Here is a 22166-nt window from a genome sequence, read left to right on the forward strand (position 1 = left end):
TTGTTTAGGCTGAAGTTAGGGGTCTTTTCAACATACGGTCAAATGCCTCAAAAATAAAAGCCGTTAAAATCACCAATGCCGCGCCTACGAAATTCAACCATAGATATCCTAATTTTTCTTGACCTGGAGGGTAAATATGTATTAAATAATAATATATTATACAAACGATTACCTGGGTAAGAACGGCTGCAAAGAAGACGGCATTACCTTTAATAAATTTAAAAGAGAAGGCAATGAGAAAGATACCCAATACATTTCCATAAAAGATACTACCTATGATGTTCACCAGTTGAATCAAATTATCGAAAAGATTGGCAACACTGGCAATAGAAATCGCTACTATTCCCCACAGTAGTGTAAAGTACTTTGAAGCTTTGACATAATGGGCCTCTGTAAAATTCTTTGTCCTATTACGCTTGTAAAGGTCTAAAGCGGTTACAGTACCGAGTGCATTGAGTTCTGATGCCGTTGAGGACATTGCTGCAGATAGTATTACGGCCAGTAGTAAACCTACCAAACCTGTTGGTAAATTATTAAGGATAAAATGAATGAAAACGTAATCCTTATCATTTGTTTCTACAACATCGTTTGCCTGACTGATCAACGCTTTGGCCGCAACACGGTTGGTACTATCTTTTTGATTGATTCGTATGATTTGCTTTTTGGCTTCCTCTACCGCAGCATATTCCTTAATTTCCAATGCAGATGAAAATTTATTCTGTGCAATTCTCTTTTCAGCCTCCAACGCGATTTGACCTTCCTGTAAAAGTCTGTAGTCTTCTGCATAGGAAGATTCCATAACAGCTTGGGTCGCAGAAGGATTGAAGTTTAACGGAGTTGGATTATATTGGTAGAACACAAAAACCATTACCCCCACCAGTAAAATAAAAAATTGCATCGGAATTTTGAAAATCGCGTTAAAAACAAGACCTAATTGACTTTCGCGTATAGATTTACCGGTAAGGTATCGCTGTACCTGACTTTGATCGGTTCCAAAATAGGCCAAGAAAAGAAAAAGTCCACCTGTAATTCCACTCCAAAATGTATAGCGACTAGAGGTATCGAAATCAAAATTAAGAATATTCAATTTGTTGCTAGCTCCTGCAATTTTCATTGCCTTACTAAATGTTACGTCTGAAGGTAAGTAGCCTAGAATGAAAAAAAACGTAATGAACATACCTAGCATGATTATAAACATCTGCTGCTTTTGGGTAACACTCACAGCGTTAGTACCCCCAGAAACCGTATAAATGATCACCAAGCTACCAATGATAATGTTCAAGGTGCGTAAATCCCATCCTAAGACCGCCGAAAGTATAATGGATGGTGCGAATATGGTTATACCGGCGGCAAGCCCGCGTTGTATTAAAAATAAAAGAGCCGTCAAGGACCTTGTCTTTAAATCGAACCTATTTTCTAGAAATTCATAGGCCGTGTAAATTTTCATTCGGTGATAAATGGGAACGAAAACCATACAAATGATAATCATGGCGAATGGAAGTCCGAAATAAAATTGCACAAAGCCCATACCATCATGGAATGCTTGCCCAGGCGTAGATAAAAATGTGATCGCACTGGCTTGGGTAGCCATAACAGATAATCCTATGGTCCACCATTTTGAATCACTACCCCCACGCACATAATCGTCTACGTTCTTGCTTCCCTTGGTTTTCCAAACCCCATAGATAACAATGAATAATAATGTGCCGCCTAGAATGATCCAATCTAACTCCCTCATATCAATTAAATGAAGTCATTAAATAATAGAATACAAGAACGTAGATTAAATTGAGCACCAATACAATAGTGTACTCTTTTTTCCAAGTTGTACTTTCATCCCGTTCCGTTTTCATCCTTTTATTTTCGTATTGGATTCTATTTTTTCTTTTCCTACGGATAACATATTGGAGAATAACTTATAAGCTCCGGGTACACCTACAGGAAGTTCCCTAAAAAAACTAAGGCCTGTATAAATATAATGACCCTTTCCATATGGGGCAATCAAAAGACTTCCTTTTGATGCTTCTTCGTTATCATCGTGCATTTCTAAGATAGGCGTAAATTCTGAGCTCCACTTATTTGGGAAGTATAGACCTCTTTCCTGGACCCATCCTTTAAAATCATCTGGATTGATTTTATTGGGGAAGTTGACCAATGCGTTATCTGTTGCGATGATTTCAACTTCAGAATTTTCATTGGTTACTCGGTCATTCGATATTACCAACTCGTAAGGGGCAATATTTTCGAATTGATCGGCCCATCTACTGGCCGTATTGTATTGTACGATTACAGTACCTCCGTTTTTTGCATAGTCTAAAATGAAACGTTGTTTGAACTTAAGGTCATTCACCACATTATACGCTCTAATACCTAATACTACCGCATCATATTTCGCTAACGATTCTGTCGAAATAGTGGTCGGATCGATAAGTTGTACCTTATACCCAATTTGTTCCAAACTCGTAGGGACTTCGTCGCCGGCACCCATAATGTAGCCAATATTTTCACCTGCTTTTTGAATATTCAGCCGTACTATTTTTACTTCAGCCGGTAATAATACGGTTTGCGTAGGAATATGGTCATAAGCGATGGACACTAATTCTTTTGTTATTTCCTTTCCACTTAATTTGATAACCGGGGAAATATAACTTTCATTTTCAGATGCTGGTGGAGTTACCGTAAAATAAACGGTTTGTTCATCCCCCTTTTTTACAATAGTGAAGGGTTGTGAAACTGCATCGACTTGCCAACCCTTACCGTGTTTTAATTCGACGGTGCCCGAGATATTGTTTTTATGGGCTTTAATGGTAACAGGTATCTGTCTGGCATTGGCATCTGCGAATATTAGAACTTTGTCGGAAAAACTAGCAGTTGCTTCTGGAACGATTTCAAAGGGTTGGTAAAGTTCCCCTTTTTCTGGTTTTGCATACTTATATACAACCGGTCTGCTAACGGGTACGATAACACCATCAAAATCTAAATTGAATTTTACAGTAAATGCTTTCGGAGTTTCTGGCTTTCCAATAAGTTTATTGTCGGTAACGGTATAGGTTCCCAAGGTACCTTTTTCCATTATCCAGTAGGGACTGGTAAAATTAGTATCTTCAGGAATGCTTAAAGAAGTTTCCATTTTAAAGTCTTGGTTATTTTCTAAAGCAGTTGATTGAGAGGAAATTTCTTGGTCATTTATAAAAATTGACTTTAATGCTACCTTTATGTTACTTCTGTTCAAAGCTTCAAGCTCTATGGTAATGCTTTCTCCAGGATTTGCATAGGCCATTTGTGTAGTTGCTTCTATGTAGAGTCCGGAAATTGCGGTTATGATATCTGTTAACTCTTTTGTTTTTAGAGTTTTCCAATGCTCATCGTTCGTTTTTTGCAGGAGCTGGTATGCATTTAAAAGAGCAGGCAAGTGGACGGAAGGATTTTTGAAATTAAAGTTCTTCTCCACTTCGTAAAGAATATCACCAATGGCCTTGCCACCTTCAATTCGTGACCAACTTGTATCGATACCTTCAAAAACATTGTTTCTATCTTCAGGTAGATCACCTTTCAATAACTCAATATACTCCTCTTCAGTACCTCTTGCACTTATTCTGCCAAAACCTTGACATAAATGTTGACTACTGGCCAAAGAGGCAATTTCATTATTTGACATCCCCAGCATGGGGTAGTACACCCCGACATCCATACTTAGTAAGTTCGATTTATCTGCCTCCTTAAATTTTTCTTGACTCCCATAGAACCACCATGAAGTATTGAAAAATAAACGTTGGGGTTGCCATGTAGTTGTGGATCCAAGTTGATTAGGATACGCTTTTGGGTCATTTGCAAGGTCAAAGGCCTCAACGCTCAATAGGGCCGATGATGTATGATGACCATGCGTACTACCAGGTGTTCTATGGTCAAATCTATTGATGATAACATCTGGTTTGAAGGTACGAATAGTCCGCACCACATCTCCAAGAATGGCCTCTTTGTTCCAAATTTCAAGGGTTTCACTTGGTTGCTTCGAATAACCAAAATCATTTGCGCGAGTGAAAAATTGTTCGCCACCATCTATACGTCTGGCCGCTAATAATTCCTGTGTTCGTAATACTCCTAAAAGTTCACGTAATTCAGGCCCGATTAAGTTTTGGCCACCATCTCCCCTGGTCAAGGAGAGATAGCCTGTTCGGGCATTCAGATGATTTGAAAAATAGGATATTAATCGCGTATTTTCATCATCTGGGTGGGCAGCGATATAAAGTGCCGAACCTAAAAAATTCAATTTTTCAATGGAATGATAGATATCCGCTGGAGAGCTTTTCTTCGGAGCTTGGGAATTAAGGATGCTGATTATAAACAGGCTACAGGTCAGAAACCCTAATAAATGGCGCATTTTTGGATGGTTTTGGTAGTCAAACCAAATATAACAACATTCGTGCCTAAAGGCACTTTTTTACGACTTCTTTAACAAAATTATGAGCCCTCCCCTTCATTGCTAAATAATTCGGCTTCATGATATGTTGATACCAAAACGACCCCTTTTTGAAGAATTAAATTATTGGGATACGTTAAAACCTCTCCGTTACTTTTTCTTAAATGAAGATGAAAGGCCCTGATGTCCTCTATCACAAAAGTATCTAACTCGGTGGTATTGGGATCTAGCAGTTCCTTGTCCAAAATACGTATCGTATTCCCGATTTTAAATGGAAAAGAAAAAAAGATGATCACTCCTGCGGTAATATTACTTAGAATGGACCACTGGGCAAAAAGCGCAACACCTATAACCGCGAAAACAGAAGACAATAATATACCTAACTCCTTGTAATTCACACTCCAAACCAAGGTAAGGGCTACGATGGTGATAATGGTAAGGGCAATGTTGATGTATTTAATGATCAGGTTGGTGCGAACGGGATTAAAATCACTGATTTTACTGACTTTACGCACTGCCGTAGTAAATAAGAATTTTAATATGATGATAACAATAAATACAATAACGCTATAGATGAGCTCATTGTGATGATTGGCAATAAAATTTCTCATAGGCTATAATCCTAAACTATCGCGCAAATATAAATCCTTATTGGAATTTTGTTGCCAATAGGGGGTTTTAATCCTATTAATAATGGTCGCTCTAGAGGTTAGCACTTTTGCCTCTTGCCCAAAGCCACCTTTAAAAGAATCGGTCCAACCTTCTATGGTATATGGGAACTCGCTCATAAATTCAATTTTCAATGTCCGTTCTAACTCTGGATAGGAAATCTCGTAAATGGTAGTTTTATCGGTTGTATTGATAGACGCTTTCGCTTTATAGGGCTTTAATTCTTTATGGGAAAGCCTAATATATTCTAAGGAAGGAATGATATCCACACTTCCTGTAGGTAAATCGGTTGGACTGATACGTATTTTATTCCAAATCTCATTTTCCAGTAGTACTTTTTCCAAATGGAAATCTTCGTCTGCTTCCGTTCCAAAATAAGAGTGGGACATGATTTCAAAATCATCTCTATTATTCAACTGAGCGTAAACATGGCCACACCATTCTTGGGACGAGAAGGATACTTTTAGGGCATGTTGATTGTCATGTACCGGATAAAAGCTACTGGTCATAATAGAGTAGGGGTAAATACCGGTCAAGTAATTTTTAGTAGCATTTAATTTTAAAACCGGAATATTTTCTGGATCCTTATTATCAGCTTTTACCTGCAAGCCGGGTAAAAAGGGTTCGGTAACATAGATCATCACAGCTTTTCCTTCACGCAATTCGCCATACCGCGCCTGTTGCAGTTCATAGGAAGTGATTTCGGCGTTGCCCGCATACCAATAGTCCTTAAATTCTTGTGGAAGATTTTTTTTTGATTGCTGAAGCTGCGGTTTATCGGAGTTCACGGCCAATTTCTCTTCCGAATTCTCACTAGTAGTCTCTTTGCATGAGGTGAGGCATAGAAATCCTAAAATCAGTATCGAATTCATTGTATAACCTGTAAAGTTTTTCATAGCGACTGTTTTATTCAAAGTTATTTAAAAAGAACTATTCAACCATGAGCATTAAGGTTTCATAAACCAAATGGGTAGGTAACCCTACGACATTGGTATAAGACCCCTTTATTTCTTCTATACCAATTAATCCAAGCCACTCTTGTATGCCGTAAGCCCCTGCTTTATCGAAAGGCTTATACTTTTCAATATAAAAATGAATCTCTTCAGTAGATAGATTTTTAAATTTTACGTTAGTGGTTGAATTTCTTGAGATTTGTTTGTGGTGCGTCGTAAAACAAACCGAGGTAATCACTTGGTGCCATCCACCGGATAGTTTTTGCAGCATTAGTTCAGCCTCAGAATCATTTTCTGCTTTTGCCAGTGATTCCCCATTATTCCATACGACGGTATCTGAAGTAATAAGAATGTCGTTTAGTTGTAAATCGTTCTTAAATACATCAGCCTTTAGTTTAGAAAGGTAGTCTGCAATCTGTTCACCCTTTAGCTCTGAGGGATAAATTTCTTCTACCGATTTTAATCGTATTTCAAAATCCAACCCCATTTCCATGAAGAATTGTTGCCTTCTAGGAGATCCTGAAGCTAAAATAATATGATAATCTTTTAATTTTTCCTTTAGCATCATTAATCATTTGCGGCATCGAAATGACTTGCCCAGTCTCCTCTTACTTTTAAAACTTGTTCTATAACATCACGCACACAACCATTTCCTCCATTTATATGTGAGATGTAATGACAAATACTTTTGACCTCTGCAACCGCATTTTGAGGACAGGTTGCCAACGCAACTTCTTTCATAGCCGGTATGTCTGGGATGTCATCTCCCATATAAAGTACATTCTCGGGGTCTATCTGATAAATATCCAAATACTCCTCTAAAGCATCAATTTTATAATGGGCACCCATATAAATATCAGTAACTCCCAACGCCTTTAACCTTTTTCTAACCCCTTCATTGGTGCCTCCGGTGATAATACACACGTTATATCCTTTACCTAAAGCAACTTTTAAAGCATAGCCGTCTTTAACACTCATTTTTCGAAGCATTTCACCATCTGTGGTGATCAATAAACTTCCATCGGTAAAAACACCATCCACATCAAAAACGAAAGTGGTAATATCCTTTAGGTACTCTTTATAACTTTTCTCCATATGTACTTTTAATTGTATTGCTCAATAAGGTGTAAATGTCGCGTTGCTGTTTATTCTTTATGAGGCTTAAATGGGTATGTAACGTTTTTTGATCCCCCCGTTTAGCAGGTCCTGTTTGCGCCTTTAGGGGCGTAAGGTCATCTAGTTTTGCCACCGTCTCCTTCATTAAAGGCTTCAATAAATTAAAGTCTACTTCATTTTCTTCACAAATATCTTCAGCGACTGAATACAGGTAATTGGTGAAATTATTAACGAATACGGCGGCTAGATGTAATGCTTTACGTTTCTCCGAATCGATTTCGACCACAGTTTTACTCAAAGCCACGCCTAACTTCTTCAACAGCTGAAGGTCTTGACTTTGTTTGGCTTCGATACAGAGGGGGATAGCTTCAAAAGAAATCATTTTTCCTTTTGTAAATGTTTGCAAGGGATAGAAAACTCCGCAGCGTGTGTGATTGTTGATTGATGCTAACGAAGTTCCACCAGAAGTGTGAACAACTAGACCTTTGATACCCTCTATTTCTTTTGAAACCAATGGGATTGCCTCATCTGATATGGCCAAAATATAGACGTCCGCAGGTAAAATTTCCTTTAAATCAGTAGCTACCTTGGTAGTTCCCAAGGCAAAATTCAAATGTGCTTTTTTTCTTCCGATTACTTGCCTTATATCAACATCAGGATTGGTTGCCAATACCTGAAAAAGATTTTGGGCAACATTACCAGTGCCTATTAAAACAACAGCTATCATTGTACAAAAGTACGAAGATTATCACAGGTCGATTATATAAAAAATTAACAGATTTGTTCCACTATTAAAGCTATAATTCCCATACGTAAGTAATGAAAAGGGCTTACTTTTGCATCTTGAAAATCAATGCCTTTTTTTCATGACGGAGTTATTCAAAAAAATATTCTTTTCTACTCGTTTAATGGCCATTCTTTTTATTGTGTTTGCCGCTGCAATGGCTTTTGGCACCTTTATTGAGAGCTGGTACAGCACCGAAACCGCCCGTATTTGGATTTATAATACTTTATGGTTCGAGGCCATCATGGTATTTTTCGTCATTAATTTTATTGGTAATATTGGGAGATATCGGCTATTGAGATGGGAAAAATGGCCGGTCTTGATTTTACATCTTTCTTGGATTTTAATTATAATAGGCGCATTTGTAACCCGTTACATCAGTTTCGAGGGGATGATGCCTATACGTGAAGGCCAAACTGAAAACGTTTTCTATTCTGACCAGACCTATTTGACGGTTCATGTAGATGGTGAAATTGAAGGAGAGCCCCGACGAAAGATATTAGAAGATAATTTGATAGTAACGCCAGAAGCCATAAAGTCTAACCTACCTTGGAATACCGATTTTAATGGAACTGATTTCACGATTTCTTATGTAGACTTTATTTCGGGAGCTAAAGAAGGTTTGATCCCCGATGAAAACGGAAGTAATTTCTTAAAAATAGTTGAAGCAGGTGATGGGCAACGTCACGAGCATTATTTGGAGGATGGTAAAGTAGCCAGTATACATAATGTGCTTTTCGCATTGAATAAAAAAACCGAGGGAGCCTTTAACATAAAAACCACCGATTCCATCTATCAGATCGAAGCACCTTTTGAGGGTAGTTTTATGCGTATGGCAGATCAATTTCAAGGCACATTAGAAAAAGATAGTTTACAACCCCTACAATTACGTTCACTATATAATACGGCCGGTATGCAGTTTGTGATTCCAGATTCGTTGATGAGAGGTTCGTATGGAATTGTGAAAATTCCTGAAGCGGAAAAAATGCCAATAGATCAAGATGCAATGGTATTTGATGTAAAGGCCAATGATGAGACCAAACAAGTTAAAGTTTTAGGGAGTAAAGGGCCTTCAGATTTTAGCGAAAAGGTTAACGTAGGCGGACTCGATTTTTCAATCCGTTATGGTTCAAAAGTGTATACACTTCCATTCGGTATGAAACTAAATGATTTTATTGCAGAAAAATATCCGGGTACCGAAAAAGGATATGCCTCATTTATGAGTAAGATAACTGTAGAAGATGAGCGTCCCTTCGATTATGATATCTATATGAACCATGTCTTGGACCATAAAGGATACCGCTTCTTTCAATCTGGTTTTGACCCAGATGAAAAGGGCACCAACTTATCGGTCAACCACGATTTTTGGGGTACTTGGATAACCTATATAGGCTATTTTTTATTGTACATTGGATTAATGGGTATTATGTTCTTCGGAAAATCACGCTTTAAAGACCTAGCAAACTCTTTGGATAAGTTAAAGGATAAAAAGAAAAAAATGCTTACTAGCACTGCTATTCTATTCATACTTTCTTTTTCTGGTTTTACGCAAGAGCAGCATACGGTTGATGATGGTCATGACCATACTGCCGCACCTAGTATCGAACAAATTGATTCGCTGGTAACGGCCAGTATGGTAGCCAAAGAACATGCCGATAAGTTCGGGAAATTGGTAATACAAGATGATGGTGGACGAATGAAACCCATCAATACTTTTTCTTCAGAATTATTACGAAAGCTTAGTTTAAAAGATACGTATTTAGGGTATGACTCCGATCAAGTTTTACTTTCTATGATGATGAATCCTGCAGTGTGGTACAATACGGAATTCATCGCTTTGGATAAAAAAAGACAAAACGACAGTATCAGGAAAATTATCGGGGTTCCCTCCGGTCAAGAATATGTGAAAGCGACCGATTTTTTTGATGAGAAAGGGCAATATAAGTTGGAGCCCTTTTTACGCGAAGCCACGGCAACTGCCAATCCAAATAAGTTCCAACAAGATTTTAAGGATGCCAATATCCGGTTAAGTCTTTTGAATCAGGCCTTGGGACAGGATATCGTTAAGATATTCCCGTTGTTGGACGATGAGAATAACAAATGGATTTCCGCGGTCGAATATAGAGGAGGGCAATATGAAATAAGGGATTCCCTGTATGCGAATTTTGTTAAAAATGCAATGCCCTACTACTTAATGACCTTGGGGAAAGCTCAGCAAAGTGGTAATTATAAGGAAGCAGATAAGTTGTTGGCGGCCTTTGAGCAGAACCAATTGAATCATGGTAAAGAAGTACTGCCATCCAAGAAAAAAATTGAAACAGAAGTCATTTACAATCGCTTGAATATTTATAATCGGCTGTATCAATACTACGCACTCGTAGGCGTGTTAATGTTTTTCACGTTGATTTTTCAGATTTTCAAAGATCGTTCTATTTGGCGCGCGGGTATTTATTTCTGTAAGGGGACTATAATTTTATTTTTTCTTTGGCATACGGCGGGTCTGATACTACGGGCATATATTTCTGGTCATGCTCCGTGGAGTGATGCTTATGAAAGTATCTTATATGTATCTTGGGCAACCATGGCTATGGGCTTGGCCTTTGGCCGAAAAAGTGATATGACCATAGCGGCCTCTGCCTTTGTGACGGCGATGTTGCTGTGGATCGCGCATCAAAGCTGGATCGATCCTGCGATTGGTAATTTGCAACCTGTTCTAGATAGTTATTGGTTAATGATTCATGTAGCGGTAATTGTTGGTAGTTACGGTCCCTTAACGGTAGGTATGATTTTAGGATTGGTGAGTTTGATTCTAATTATTCTGACCACAAAAAAGAACAAGGAACGTATGGAAATTAACATCAAAGAGCTGACCATCATCAATGAACTGACGTTAACCGTAGGGCTTATCATGTTAACCATTGGCAACTTTTTAGGTGGACAATGGGCCAATGAGAGTTGGGGACGCTATTGGGGTTGGGATCCAAAAGAAACATGGGCACTTATTTCTATAATGATCTATGCATTTGTCATTCACACAAGGCTTGTTCCCGGTCTAAGAGGCAAATGGACCTTTAATTTTATGAGTCTGGTAGCCTTTGGTAGTATAATGATGACTTATTTTGGTGTCAATTTTTATTTGGTAGGTTTACATAGTTATGCCAGTGGGGCACAGGTAATTACACCTGCATTTATTTATTACACGATAGCTGCCGTTCTTGCGTTGGGAATAATAAGTTATTGGCGTTATAAAGTCAATTATTCAAAATAAACTATTTCGGTGCAAGCCCACGAGACATTGGTTGGAAATACATCTTTTATTCGACGCAAGTGTCCAAAGCATTAAAATGTTGATAACCGAGTAAAATTAATTTAACAAAAGATCCATTAGTTCTTCAGCGGCCACTTGCCCTTTTAACTTAAGAAAATCTCTTGGAGTATTATCCCCTAGCTCAAATACGATGGCGGGCATACCATGGTTTACGTAAAAATAATTACGGGAAACCATAGTAGGTCTTATCTCTGCAGATGGTTTAACGTTGGTCTGTTTTTGAGGCAAACGATTACTTATGTTCTTAATCCAATCGAAAACAATATCCCCTTTTTCTCCAATAATAGTAGAATCGATAGGGTAGTAGATATCGTCCCAAGTAGAATGAAAATCTGCCCCAAAGACAAATTCATAACCTTCAGCTTCTTTCTTGATTAGAAAATCACGTACGCTTTTTGTTTCGGGTTGATTAAAATCTTGCCAATCTCTATTAAGGTCTATACCGCCCATGTTATGCCGCCAATTTCCGTTATCAACACCATCAGGATTCATTAGAGGCACAACAAAAAGATCATACTTGTCCCGGAAGGTTCTGGCTTTTTGAGAGTCTCCGGTCAAGGTTTCTACAAATGATTTCATAGCAAGAAATCCGGTTACTTCGGGTGGATGCTGTCTTGATATCACCATAATGGCTTTTTTATGGACCTTGGTACTAACCTGCATAAGATTCATGGCCCGGTTTTCTCTACTTTTTCCGATTTCATAAGTTGTGATGAATGGTTTGTTAGATAAAGAATCTACCCACTTTTTTACTCTGGTAGAACCATAAAGCTCTTGGGCGGTAATGTAAGTGGGTTCTTTCGATACTTTAACTTCAATTTCGACAAATTCTGGTGCTGCATTGATGCCAAAAGTTCCTATTCCCACGTTTATGGGATGAAAATTGACACTGTCCAATGGCTTAAAATGCTCTCCATCAGTACTGATTTTAGGATAGTACCTACTACGCGAATCTTGATAGGTCATTTTTATGGTTATCGTTCTTGGGTTGATCGACCAAACTTTAAAGGCGTACCAGGGACTAACGTTGACTGGGGTGTTTTCGGCAGTAATAAGAGCGGTGTAATGATCGCTTCCATCAGCTACAATACCATTTAAGCGTCCACTTTCAAAATCGTTGCTGAAAAAAGTAGATTGGTTTTCAAAAGACCAAATTCCTTTCCATTGCTTTTGTACTGGTTTCGACAAGGTCGATACAACGGGGCTTTTTCCTTGACCTTGATAACCGGTGGCGATAGGTTTTTGATTTTTGCAGGATAAGATTAGGGCTGAAGAACAAAGTACTAAAAAAATGATTTTTTTATTCATGGGCTTGAATTTCAAAAGTATGGCCTAAAAATAATCAAATAATGGTCGGATCGGTTATCAAACCTCAAAATTGATTTAGTATCCAATCGTATTTTCGTACCTTTAATTGCCAAATTTTAATTGAATGGAAACGAATCAAAAAGGATTGAATACAATTTGCACTCACGTTGGCGAATTGGAAGATAAACAACATAAAGGAGCCATATCCCCACTATACATGAGTACCTCTTATGCCTACGAAGATGTTGATGTCAAGAGATACCCCCGCTATTTTAATACCCCCAACCAAGAAGGCCTCTGCAAAAAAATTGCGGCCTTGGAACATGCTGAAGCCGCATTGATTTTCGGTAGCGGAATGGCCGCGGTAAGTACGGCATTAATGGCCTTTTTAAGGGCCGGTGACCACGTGGTTTTACAACAGGCATTGTATGGTGGTACGTATAATTTAGTTAATGAGGAATTTTCTAAATATGGTATCGAATATTCGTTTACCAACGGATGGGACACAGCTGCTTTTGAGGCTGAAATAAAGGAAAACACAAAAGTCATTTACATTGAAACACCCTCAAACCCACTTTTGACAATTACCGACTTGGAAGCTGTGGCGTCGATTGCAAAAAAGCAGGGTTTAATTACCATGATCGATAATACTTTTGCAAGCCCTGTAAATCAAAATCCTATCGATTTTGGAATCGATATTGTTATCCATAGTGCCACAAAATATATGGGAGGACATTCTGATATTTGTGCAGGAGCGGTTGCTTCTACCTCAGAAAATATGAACCGAATATTTCAATTGGCTAAAAATTTTGGTGGAAGTCTCAGTGATTATACGGTTTGGTTATTGGAACGAAGTATTAAGACTATGGGAATACGGGTAAAGGCACAAAACGAAAATGCCTTGGCAATGGCGCTTTTTCTTGATGGATTGGAAGATATAGCCTCTGTTTACTATCCTGGTTTGCCGACACATCGAGATCATGCAATAGCTAAAAAGCAGATGAAAGGATTTGGAGGTATGCTTTCATTTGAATTACAACCTCATTTGGATACTTCAAAATTTCAGAAATCGCTTAAATTGATTAAATCTTCTATGAGTTTGGCGGGAGTGGAAAGTACGTTGTTGTCTCCAACGAAAACATCACATGCCCTAATGAGTGCTGAAGTCCGGGCCGAACAAGGTATAGCAGATGGATTGATTCGGTTTTCCGTTGGCATTGAAGAAATAGAAGATTTAAAAGAAGATATTGTACAGGCTTTGAAATCGGTTAAAAGGGAAATGCGAGTTTCTATCAATAATTAACATAGCGAAGAATTTATGAAGTTGGATATTTTAGTTTTTGGGGCGCACCCAGATGATGTGGAGCTTGGAGCAGGGGGCACCATTGCCAAGGAGATTTCGTTAGGTAAAAAAGTAGGTATCGTAGATCTTACACGTGGTGAATTGGGTACGCGAGGTTCCGCTGAAATTAGGGATAAAGAATCTGCAGCGGCTGCCAAAATTCTAGGGGTTTCAGTCCGAGAAAATTTACGGTTTAGAGATGGATTTTTTACCAACGATGAAGCCCATCAATTAGAGATTATTAAAATGCTACGCAAATATAAACCTACAATCGTTTTATGTAATGCTGTTGACGATCGTCATATTGATCACGGTAAAGGCAGTAAACTAGTAAGTGATGCTTGTTTCTTAAGCGGATTGAGGCGTATTGAAACCACGTTGAACGGAGAAAATCAACAGGAATGGAGACCAAAATTGGTGTACCATTTTATTCAGTGGAAAAATTTAACACCCGATTTTGTAGTGGATATCAGTGGTTTCATTTCAAAGAAGACTGATGCAATTTTAGCTTACAGTTCTCAATTTCATGACCCAAACAGTAATGAACCTGAAACCCCTATAAGCAGTAAAACATTTTTGGAAAGCGTACATTATAGAGCAAAGGATTTGGGCAGACTTATAGGGACTGATTATGGGGAAGGATTCACGGTAGAGCGCATGATTGCAGTAAATTCACTGGATGGATTGATTTAGGCAGATCTTTTATAGTGTTCGGTAGCTCTGGGAATAGTGAAATAAAAACTGGACCCATGGCCCAAGGCACTATTCACCCAAATTTTACCCTGATTTTTTTCTACCATTTCTTTGCATAAGGATAATCCTAAACCGGTTCCTTTTTCATCATTTGTGCCATATGTGGTATGGTTCGCGTCTTTTTGGAACAATTTTCCCATAGTTTCTTCACTCATACCCATGCCATTATCCTTTACGTAGATTTCACAATTCTTAAGTTTTTGTATGGCACCAATTATTATTTGGCCATTGTTAGGTGTAAATTTTAGGGCATTGCTCAATAGGTTACGAATAATAATATCTATTTGATTAGGGTCTGACCATATTTGACAGTCAGGCTCAATCCTATTCATTAATGTTATAGATTTGGAGTCTGCTATTTCAGACAATAACGACATGTTTTCTTCCACTATAGCATTGAGGTTAGTTACGGCAGGGGTGGTTGTTGAGCCATTCATTTGTGATTGTCCCCAAAACAACAAATTGTTTAATGTGAAAGAAATCGTATCTATGTCAACTTTGAGTTTTGGTACGAAATTCAGGAATTCTTTTTTAGTCATTTCACCTTCCTTGAATAATTTCAAAAGTCCTTGGAAAGCTCCTATAGGACCTCTTAAATCATGTCCGATAATGGAGAATAATTTATTTTTAGTTTGATTTAATTCGTTAAGATAATGCTGCTTTTCTTCTAAATCTTTTTTCTTGGAAAGAAGTTCTTTATTCAGTTTTTTATGGATCTGCTCATTTCTACGAACGATTAATACAATGACGAAAAAGATGACCAAAATGACAATAAAAATGTAGATATAGGTTTTTTGTTTGGCCAACGCTTTTTCGTTTTCCAAAATCAATTGCTGCTTTTGTTGATCATATTCCATCTTGGTCTTAAGCATATTCAATGCTTTCTGATTGTCGGATAAGGCCAAGGAATCAGACATTGTTTTATAAATCTCAAGGTAAGAAAGTGCCTTTTGAAAATTATTCTGCTTCTTGTTAAGTTGGTATAATAGCTTTGAAGAATCTTCAATTCCTTCCTTAAAATCAATTTTTTTTGAAATATCAAAAGCTTTTTGCGCATATACCTCAGAAATACTATCCTTCTTTAAATTTAATGAGGCTTCGGCCATTCCGTTCAATAAAGCAATTTTCCCTCGATTATCTTGAATCTGTTCGTGCAGCATTTCGCTTTGTCGATACCAATACAGTGCCCATTTATTCTTACCTTTTTTTAGATATATTTTTCCTTTGACTTCATAGCAATAGGCGAGCCAATCTATAATTCTTTTTTCTTCAAATACAGGAATGCTTTGGTTGATATTGAACATAGCATGTTCCAGTTCATTCATGTCGGCATAGGCCGAAGCCATATTACTCATAGTTTCTGCAGTGAAAATAGGATCCCCTATATCTTCATTTAATCGCTTTACTTTTTTGAAAAAAAACATAGCCTCGTCATAATCTTTTTGAGTAAGATATAAATCAGCAATATTCTCATTTATTATTGAGAGTAAAATTGTTAAATTCATTTCTTCGGCAATTTCAATCGCCTCTAAGTAACCTTCAAGTGCCAGAGCATAATTGCCCTGATGACTATATTCGGTAGACAATTCAATAAGTGATTCTACTTTTAATTTTGGGTTGTTGAAATTATGTGAAAGCTCATACGCCCTGTTAAAATTGAAAATGGCTTTGTCTACTTTTCCTTTGTCGGAATAAAAACCCCCAATGTTGATATACGATTCAATTTTTCCTTTTGTAAAATCCACTTCCTCACTAAGGCTTAAACTCTCATTACTTAAAACCGCTACGCTGTCTAAATTATGGTAACGGAATTCAAAAGCTAAGTGAATTAGTGAATTGATATATACCGTGTCTTTTAAATTAAAATCCTTTGCTTTTCTTTGAAGGTTTATTTCAAATAACAGACTATCTCTTTTTGAAGTTTGTGAGAACACAGAATTCGTAAATAACAGGAGTGCTACAATACAAATTATACCACCTTTGGAGGAATAAAATGGTAAGAACATTTTGTGAACTTTAAAAATCATAGACTAAACCCAAAATTAAACTATAAAAATAGTCTTAACAGGTTGGTCGATGGTAAAAAATGTTGTGAAAAGCTATAAAATGTGTGTTTTAGCGTTTTTAATTGGTACTTCGTCGATAATTTAAGGTTTTAAGTTTAGATTTCTTCATGCAGGTTTTCTATAATGCTGAAATTGTAAAGCTAATACACCGCTGAAAATCTAATAATTAAATGGAAAATTTGCTAGTATAGCCTTTAGATTTCAACAAATTAAACAATGGATACTAATAAGTAATTTCTAAGCTTTCACTGACGGAAGTTTGACAAAAAATAGTGACCCATTATTAAGTTTACTTTGCACATAAATAGTTCCACCATTCTTAATTGCCATTTCTTTAGCCAATCGAAGCCCTAACCCAGTACCTTTTTCTAAGTTTGTTCCAAATGATGAAAAGTGTTCAGTATTCTTGAATAATTTATGTATCACATCTTCTGACATTCCCACACCTGTATCCAATACTTTAATTATGATATTAGTTTGCTCTCGTTCTGCAGAAATTGTGATTTTTCCTTTATTGGGGGTAAATTTGATTGCATTACTGATTAAATTTCTAAAGATTACTTTAAAATGGTCGAGATCGGCGTATACAAATAAATTATCACTAACATCAATTTCTTCAGTTATCGATTTTTTTTCCAATTCTTTTCTAAACAGTTGTGAAATTATTTCCAACTCTTTCTTAACGAATATTTTTTCAATAGACATTGAAGAGCCTTTCATTTGTGTCTTTCCCCAATGTAATAAATTGTCCATGGTGAATTGTACTTGCTCCAAATCATCCCGCAGTTGTGGAGCAAATTTCTCGAAATAAGTTTTCCCTTCTGAATCTTCGAGGTATAGAACAATTAGCTCTTTTAGTGAAATGATAGGCCCCCTTAAATCATGTCCGACAATTGAGAACAGTCTATCTTGGTTACTGTTTATATTCTTAAGTATTTTTTGATTTTCATTTAAAACAAGGGCTTGGTTTTCAAGCTTTTTGTTTAAGCTTCTTTCTCTTCTATGTGACCTAAAAATAAGTAGTGCCACGATCAATGAGGTAAGAAATGCCACCAATGACAATTGAACATATTTACGTTGTTTCCCTATTTCTAATTCGTTTTTAACTTTTAGGTTTTCCTTTTCTTTTTCAAAATTTAATTTGGCATTAAGCATGTTCAAATTTCGCTTGTTGCGTTCTTTGAAAATGTCATTGGCGAGTTTATCGGATAATTCTAAGTAATTCAAAGATTCTGAAATTTCACCCTGTTCTTTTTTTATTTGAAAGAGTACCCTATAACATTTTTCCAAACCTGTTTTAAGATTGAACGACTTATATAAATTTAAGCTTTCAGTAATATAATTCTCGGCCTTTTCCTTATTTTTTAAGCCGAGATTAGCTTTGCCCAAGCCATAATTAATATCTGCCCTTCCTTTGACATCGGTGAGAGAAGTATGTACATTCAGGGCCTTTAGGTAATTGTCATTGGCAATTTCATAATTACTTAGTTTAAGATTGAGCTGTGCATAAGTCGCGTAGGAAAAGGCTAGCCATTGCAAAACTTCTTGCGATTGAAAAATTTCAATACTCTTTAATAGCAGACCTTCTGCTTTCTCAAAATCACCGGTTTGAACATATAAATGGGCCAAATTAGCCGAAACCATTCCTTTATATGAAGTATCATTAAGTTTGGCGGTTGCTTCATCAGCCGCCAGATAATATTTGACCGCTTCTTCATAATCCTCCAACAAATTGAACATGGTTCCCACATTCATATTCATCTTAAACTTATAATCTTCATCATGAGATGCTTCCCCTAGATCCAATGCTTTTAAAAATTGAGTATAGGTCAAGGGATAATCTTGAGTAATGAAATAGGCTTGTCCCAATTGATTGTACACTTTCATTTGCAATCTTGGGAATCTATTTATTTCACTATCATGTAATACCTTTTCACCATATTGAATGGTCTTAACCGTGTTACCTTTATGTAAATTGAAAGCAGAAAAATTAGTTAATGCTTCTAATTCTCCTTTTCTATATTTTATCGATTTACTTAAGTCCAAGGCACTTTTGGCCAAAAGTTCCATAGAATCTAATTCAGTGTACCTTAATCGGTAAGAAAGATTATTAATAAGATTTATATAAGTAGTGTCTCTACCTGTGAAATTCGAAGCTTCGGAAAACGTCGTTATTTTTTCTTTTAGTTTTCTAATACTATCCATTTGAGCAACAATCATATTGTAACTTAAAAGGAAAGGCAAGAAAATTAAGAGGGGAATTTTATGAACAGTCTTAAATTTCATTAATTAGTTTAAGTACAATAAGTTGGTTTCTCAATTGTGATAGCAATTTAAATAGAATTAAAATATGTTCTTCATTACTTCAGAAATAATTATCCAAAAACCATTAATTATTTGTGTGGAATACTTAAAAAAATTACATTTGCACTCGCTTACAAATGGTGGTTGTAGCTCAGCTGGTTAGAGCATCGGTTTGTGGTACCGAGGGTCGCCGGTTCGAACCCGGTCTTCCACCCTAAAAGCAAATAAAAAGTCTTGGATGTAATCCAAGACTTTTTTGTTTATAACAACATTTGTAAAAATGCCATTTTACATAAAAAATCCCCACAATAATTTATTACTGTAGGGATTTTTTTTATGCAAGCGTTTCTTATTTCGATGCTTTGTCTACAAAAACTTTATTTTCTCTATTAGCAATCTCCCAAGCGGTATAAAAAATAAGTCTTGCCCTGTTTTGCAATAGGTCATAGTTTATTTTATCTGGCGTGTCACTTGGTCTGTGATAATCGTCATGAGTACCGTTAAAATAAAATATTATCGGAATATTATTTTTAGCAAAGTTATAATGGTCACTTCTATAGTAGAATCGATTGGGATCATTTTCATCATTATAAGTATAATCCAATTCTAAATTCGCATATTTTTTATTTACATTTTCAGAGAGTTCATGAAGTTCCGTACTCAATTTATCGGAACCTATTAAATAGATGTAATTACGCCCCCCTTCACGGTTAGGATCAATTCTACCGATCATATCAATGTTCAAATCGGCCACCGTTTTTTCCAATGGAAAAATGGGATCAACATCAGTGTAATATTGAGATCCTAAAAGCCCTTTTTCTTCTCCGGTAACGTGTAAGAAAACTATGGATCGTTTTGGTCCGTTTCCTGCATCTGCAGCTAGTTTAAACGCTTCAGCAATTTCTAACAAGGCTACTGTTCCAGAACCATCATCATCGGCACCATTATTGACTTGACCATCTTCTGAAATACCGATATGATCTAGATGCGATGAAATTATTAAGTACTCATCGGGTTTTTCAGAACCTTTAATTATAGCGGCCACGTTTTCAGAAGATATTTTATCATTTGAGCTTTCGAAGGCTAGTTCTAAATCTTCTGTCAACATTTTGGTGGTATCATCGGCATCAATTGAAGGGTATATTTCTTTTGCCAAATCTTGATCTATGAATAAACTGTAAAAATCTGGAGTACTGTTATTGGCTAGCTCCATTCTACCATCGTCATTGGTTTTCATAAATTCAAACCTTCTCTTGAAACGGCTAAAATTATCGGTATCATAATATAATAGTCCGACAGCTCCTTTATCAGCTGCAATCTGAATTCGTTTCGATAACGACTCTGACATATTGCTCCAAACGGATTTTTCCGTGGAACCGGATATTTTATACGTTCCATCGTCATTTTTTGGTTCACCCGCTTTTAGAAGCACTACTTTACCGGTAACATCAACGTCGGTATAATCGGAATACGCTTCATCCTCAACTCCATATCCAACATAAACAATTTCGTTCGTTGATAAATTGGCCGCACTGAAGGTCAATACATGTTCGCCGATTTCATAATCTTTTCCATTTATATTGAGATTGCCTGTTGGTAATTTACTGATCTCTAAAGGAACTTCTTGAAAATAGTTGCCATCTGATTTTGCAGCGGGAATACCCAATTTTTCATATTCAGCTTTTAAATAGGCTATAGCCATTTTCTGTCCAGGTTCACCAGTTTCCCTTCCCTCAAATTCGTCTGAAGCATAGGTGTATAAGTGCTCTTTTAATTCATCTTCTGTAATGGATTCAGCATACGTTGTTTCAGAAACTCTATTGGATACTTCTTCGGCGGAATTTTCTCGAACCGTTTTTTGTGAAGAGTTACAGGCTACGGCCAAAGAAGCCAATAAGATTAGCGTTTTTTTCATTTTATATTTTGATAAAAATTTTTCAAAAATAAGTAAAACTAAAGACTTGTTACTGCTAGCAAGAAGAATCGGCAATAATCTTCCATTCTCCGTTAATTCTTTTAAAAATGATCATGAAGGTGCCCTTTGCATTTCCAACTTCTCGGGTTAGATGATACTCACCCATAACAAAATAGGCACCTTCATTAATAGGTGAAATCTTGGCAATTTTGAAGTTCAAGGTACCAGAGTAAGAAGCGTCGGGATAGTTTTTTTTATAACTAGCCAATGTGGTTTCCCATCCCGCATTTAAATGGGCTCCACTGTAAAAAAGTAGTGAGTCAGATTTCCAGTATCCGTCCATAAAAGCTTCTAAATCATTATTGCTCCAATCTTTTTGTTGTTGGTTTAGAATAGCCATGATTTCATTGCGGTCTCGCTCTATTGTATTTTTGGACGTGCAGGAAACAATAGATGCTATAATGAGCAATGTAAAAAGGTATTTCATTTTGAAGCGATTTTATAGGGGTAAGAAATTTTTAATGATTAGTTGTTCAGTGCTTTTCGAATTGCAGCCTCAGCTAATGGTTCCATTACCTTGTATCCTTCAACAGTAGGATGTACTTCATCTTCAGCATATTTTTTTGGAAGTCCATTGCGTTCGTCTGCCATTTTTGAAAAATAGTCCAAATAAATATGCCCATTTTTTTCAGCATACTCTTTGATCATTTTATTTAATGCGATGATTTTATCGGCAGGCTCTAAACCAGGTTTCCAAGGATAATCATACGCAGGAAGGGTAGATGATAATATAACTTTGATATCATTTGCTTTGGCCATTTCAGCCATCCCTTTGATATTGTCCATAATCATTTCTAATGTTGAAGGACCGGTATTACCGGCAATGTCGTTAGTTCCCGCTAACAACACTACCACTTTCGGGTTTAAATCAATCACATCTTGTCTGAAACGAACTAGCATTTGAGGGGTCGTTTGTCCGCTAATTCCTCGATTAATATAGGGCTTTCCCTTAAAGAATTCGGGTCTCAGGTTTAACCAGCCAATGGTAATACTATTTCCCATAAACACAACACGTGGTTCATCTGCCATTGTAGCCGATAATTCTTTGTTAGCATCTTTAAACCGGTTCAAATCTGCCCAATCTTGTGCTTGCATAGTGGATAATCCTATAACCAATAATAAGGATAATAAACTCATTCTATTTTTTA

16 protein-coding genes and 1 tRNA gene are annotated in these 22166 nt (G+C 36.8%); 4 read left to right on the forward strand and 13 right to left on the reverse strand.

What is annotated here, in order from left to right:
* Positions 1-4: 4 nt before the first annotated feature.
* The 7 genes from ACNR9Q_RS11555 to ACNR9Q_RS11585 form a co-directional block, all read right to left on the reverse strand.
* A complete protein-coding gene (locus ACNR9Q_RS11555; protein WP_419211372.1) occupies positions 5-1738 on the reverse strand; it encodes a sodium:solute symporter in 1734 nt (577 codons plus the stop codon).
* 111 nt (positions 1739-1849) lie between these two features.
* Positions 1850-4381 (reverse strand): PIG-L family deacetylase, encoded by a 2532-nt coding sequence (locus ACNR9Q_RS11560; RefSeq protein WP_419211373.1) that lies wholly within the window; start codon positions 4379-4381, stop codon positions 1850-1852.
* An 80-nt stretch (positions 4382-4461) separates the two neighbouring features.
* On the reverse strand, positions 4462-5031 hold the full coding sequence (locus ACNR9Q_RS11565; protein ID WP_419211374.1) for a mechanosensitive ion channel domain-containing protein: 570 nt from the start codon (positions 5029-5031) through the stop codon (positions 4462-4464).
* 3 nt (positions 5032-5034) lie between these two features.
* Complete coding sequence (locus ACNR9Q_RS11570) at positions 5035-5985, reverse strand: septum formation inhibitor Maf (protein ID WP_419211375.1); 951 nt, start codon at positions 5983-5985, stop codon at positions 5035-5037.
* Between the two features lie 34 nt (positions 5986-6019).
* Positions 6020-6610 (reverse strand): Maf family nucleotide pyrophosphatase, encoded by a 591-nt coding sequence (locus ACNR9Q_RS11575; protein ID WP_419211376.1) that lies wholly within the window; start codon positions 6608-6610, stop codon positions 6020-6022.
* Entirely contained in the window at positions 6610-7137 is a 528-nt protein-coding gene (locus ACNR9Q_RS11580) for a KdsC family phosphatase (RefSeq protein WP_419211377.1), read from the reverse strand. Before ACNR9Q_RS11580 ends, ACNR9Q_RS11575 begins: the two co-directional genes overlap by 1 nt.
* Positions 7121-7885 (reverse strand): Rossmann-like and DUF2520 domain-containing protein, encoded by a 765-nt coding sequence (locus ACNR9Q_RS11585; RefSeq protein WP_419211378.1) that lies wholly within the window; start codon positions 7883-7885, stop codon positions 7121-7123. The genes ACNR9Q_RS11580 and ACNR9Q_RS11585 overlap by 17 nt, the downstream gene beginning before the upstream one ends.
* Positions 7886-8024: 139 nt before the next feature.
* Between ACNR9Q_RS11585 and ccsA the strand changes: the two genes are divergently transcribed.
* Positions 8025-11210, forward strand: coding sequence for a cytochrome c biogenesis protein CcsA (gene ccsA / locus ACNR9Q_RS11590; RefSeq protein ID WP_419211379.1), 3186 nt, complete (start codon positions 8025-8027; stop codon positions 11208-11210).
* 96 nt (positions 11211-11306) lie between these two features.
* Here the strand turns inward: ccsA and ACNR9Q_RS11595 are convergent, their stop codons facing one another.
* Entirely contained in the window at positions 11307-12578 is a 1272-nt protein-coding gene (locus ACNR9Q_RS11595) for a M14 family zinc carboxypeptidase (RefSeq protein ID WP_419211380.1), read from the reverse strand.
* Between the two features lie 124 nt (positions 12579-12702).
* On the opposite strand from ACNR9Q_RS11595, the gene ACNR9Q_RS11600 reads away from it, so the two are divergent.
* Both ACNR9Q_RS11600 and bshB1 read left to right on the forward strand, forming a co-directional pair.
* Positions 12703-13881, forward strand: coding sequence for a trans-sulfuration enzyme family protein (locus ACNR9Q_RS11600; RefSeq protein WP_419211381.1), 1179 nt, complete (start codon positions 12703-12705; stop codon positions 13879-13881).
* Between the two features lie 15 nt (positions 13882-13896).
* Positions 13897-14613 (forward strand): bacillithiol biosynthesis deacetylase BshB1, encoded by a 717-nt coding sequence (bshB1, locus tag ACNR9Q_RS11605; protein ID WP_419211382.1) that lies wholly within the window; start codon positions 13897-13899, stop codon positions 14611-14613.
* On the opposite strand, the gene ACNR9Q_RS11610 is transcribed toward bshB1, so the two are convergent.
* Both ACNR9Q_RS11610 and ACNR9Q_RS11615 read right to left on the reverse strand, forming a co-directional pair.
* A complete protein-coding gene (locus tag ACNR9Q_RS11610) occupies positions 14610-16679 on the reverse strand; it encodes a tetratricopeptide repeat-containing sensor histidine kinase (RefSeq protein ID WP_419211383.1) in 2070 nt (689 codons plus the stop codon). The two genes, bshB1 and ACNR9Q_RS11610, sit on opposite strands and share 4 nt — an antisense overlap.
* 297 nt (positions 16680-16976) lie before the next feature.
* Positions 16977-19025, reverse strand: coding sequence for a tetratricopeptide repeat-containing sensor histidine kinase (locus ACNR9Q_RS11615; RefSeq protein ID WP_419211384.1), 2049 nt, complete (start codon positions 19023-19025; stop codon positions 16977-16979).
* A 157-nt stretch (positions 19026-19182) separates the two neighbouring features.
* Here ACNR9Q_RS11615 and ACNR9Q_RS11620 point away from each other — a divergent pair.
* Positions 19183-19258 (forward strand) — tRNA-His (locus tag ACNR9Q_RS11620).
* Positions 19259-19392: 134 nt separating this feature from the next.
* On the opposite strand, the gene ACNR9Q_RS11625 is transcribed toward ACNR9Q_RS11620, so the two are convergent.
* The 3 genes from ACNR9Q_RS11625 to ACNR9Q_RS11635 are packed head-to-tail and all read right to left on the reverse strand — an operon-like array spanning position 19393 to position 22155.
* Positions 19393-20958, reverse strand: coding sequence for a M28 family peptidase (locus ACNR9Q_RS11625; RefSeq protein ID WP_419211385.1), 1566 nt, complete (start codon positions 20956-20958; stop codon positions 19393-19395).
* Positions 20959-21013: 55 nt separating this feature from the next.
* Entirely contained in the window at positions 21014-21445 is a 432-nt protein-coding gene (locus ACNR9Q_RS11630; RefSeq protein WP_419211386.1) for a YybH family protein, read from the reverse strand.
* 38 nt (positions 21446-21483) lie between these two features.
* A complete protein-coding gene (locus ACNR9Q_RS11635) occupies positions 21484-22155 on the reverse strand; it encodes an SGNH/GDSL hydrolase family protein (protein ID WP_419211387.1) in 672 nt (223 codons plus the stop codon).
* Positions 22156-22166: the final 11 nt, after the last annotated feature.

The sequence above is a fragment of the Maribacter sp. X9 genome (genome assembly GCF_048537565.1).
Taxonomy (GTDB): domain Bacteria; phylum Bacteroidota; class Bacteroidia; order Flavobacteriales; family Flavobacteriaceae; genus Maribacter.

Coding starts and splice junctions, on each gene's coding strand:
- ACNR9Q_RS11595 (WP_419211380.1), bottom strand. CDS start 12,578: ATGAATAAAAAAATCATTTTTTTAGTACTTTGTTCTTCAGCCCTAATC.
- ccsA (WP_419211379.1), top strand. CDS start 8,025: ATGACGGAGTTATTCAAAAAAATATTCTTTTCTACTCGTTTAATGGCC.
- ACNR9Q_RS11580 (WP_419211377.1), bottom strand. CDS start 7,137: ATGGAGAAAAGTTATAAAGAGTACCTAAAGGATATTACCACTTTCGTT.
- ACNR9Q_RS11585 (WP_419211378.1), bottom strand. CDS start 7,885: ATGATAGCTGTTGTTTTAATAGGCACTGGTAATGTTGCCCAAAATCTT.
- ACNR9Q_RS11635 (WP_419211387.1), bottom strand. CDS start 22,155: ATGAGTTTATTATCCTTATTATTGGTTATAGGATTATCCACTATGCAA.
- ACNR9Q_RS11625 (WP_419211385.1), bottom strand. CDS start 20,958: ATGAAAAAAACGCTAATCTTATTGGCTTCTTTGGCCGTAGCCTGTAAC.
- bshB1 (WP_419211382.1), top strand. CDS start 13,897: ATGAAGTTGGATATTTTAGTTTTTGGGGCGCACCCAGATGATGTGGAG.
- ACNR9Q_RS11600 (WP_419211381.1), top strand. CDS start 12,703: ATGGAAACGAATCAAAAAGGATTGAATACAATTTGCACTCACGTTGGC.
- ACNR9Q_RS11630 (WP_419211386.1), bottom strand. CDS start 21,445: ATGAAATACCTTTTTACATTGCTCATTATAGCATCTATTGTTTCCTGC.
- ACNR9Q_RS11615 (WP_419211384.1), bottom strand. CDS start 19,025: ATGAAATTTAAGACTGTTCATAAAATTCCCCTCTTAATTTTCTTGCCT.
- ACNR9Q_RS11565 (WP_419211374.1), bottom strand. CDS start 5,031: ATGAGAAATTTTATTGCCAATCATCACAATGAGCTCATCTATAGCGTT.
- ACNR9Q_RS11570 (WP_419211375.1), bottom strand. CDS start 5,985: ATGAAAAACTTTACAGGTTATACAATGAATTCGATACTGATTTTAGGA.
- ACNR9Q_RS11555 (WP_419211372.1), bottom strand. CDS start 1,738: ATGAGGGAGTTAGATTGGATCATTCTAGGCGGCACATTATTATTCATT.
- ACNR9Q_RS11610 (WP_419211383.1), bottom strand. CDS start 16,679: ATGTTCTTACCATTTTATTCCTCCAAAGGTGGTATAATTTGTATTGTA.
- ACNR9Q_RS11575 (WP_419211376.1), bottom strand. CDS start 6,610: ATGATGCTAAAGGAAAAATTAAAAGATTATCATATTATTTTAGCTTCA.
- ACNR9Q_RS11560 (WP_419211373.1), bottom strand. CDS start 4,381: ATGCGCCATTTATTAGGGTTTCTGACCTGTAGCCTGTTTATAATCAGC.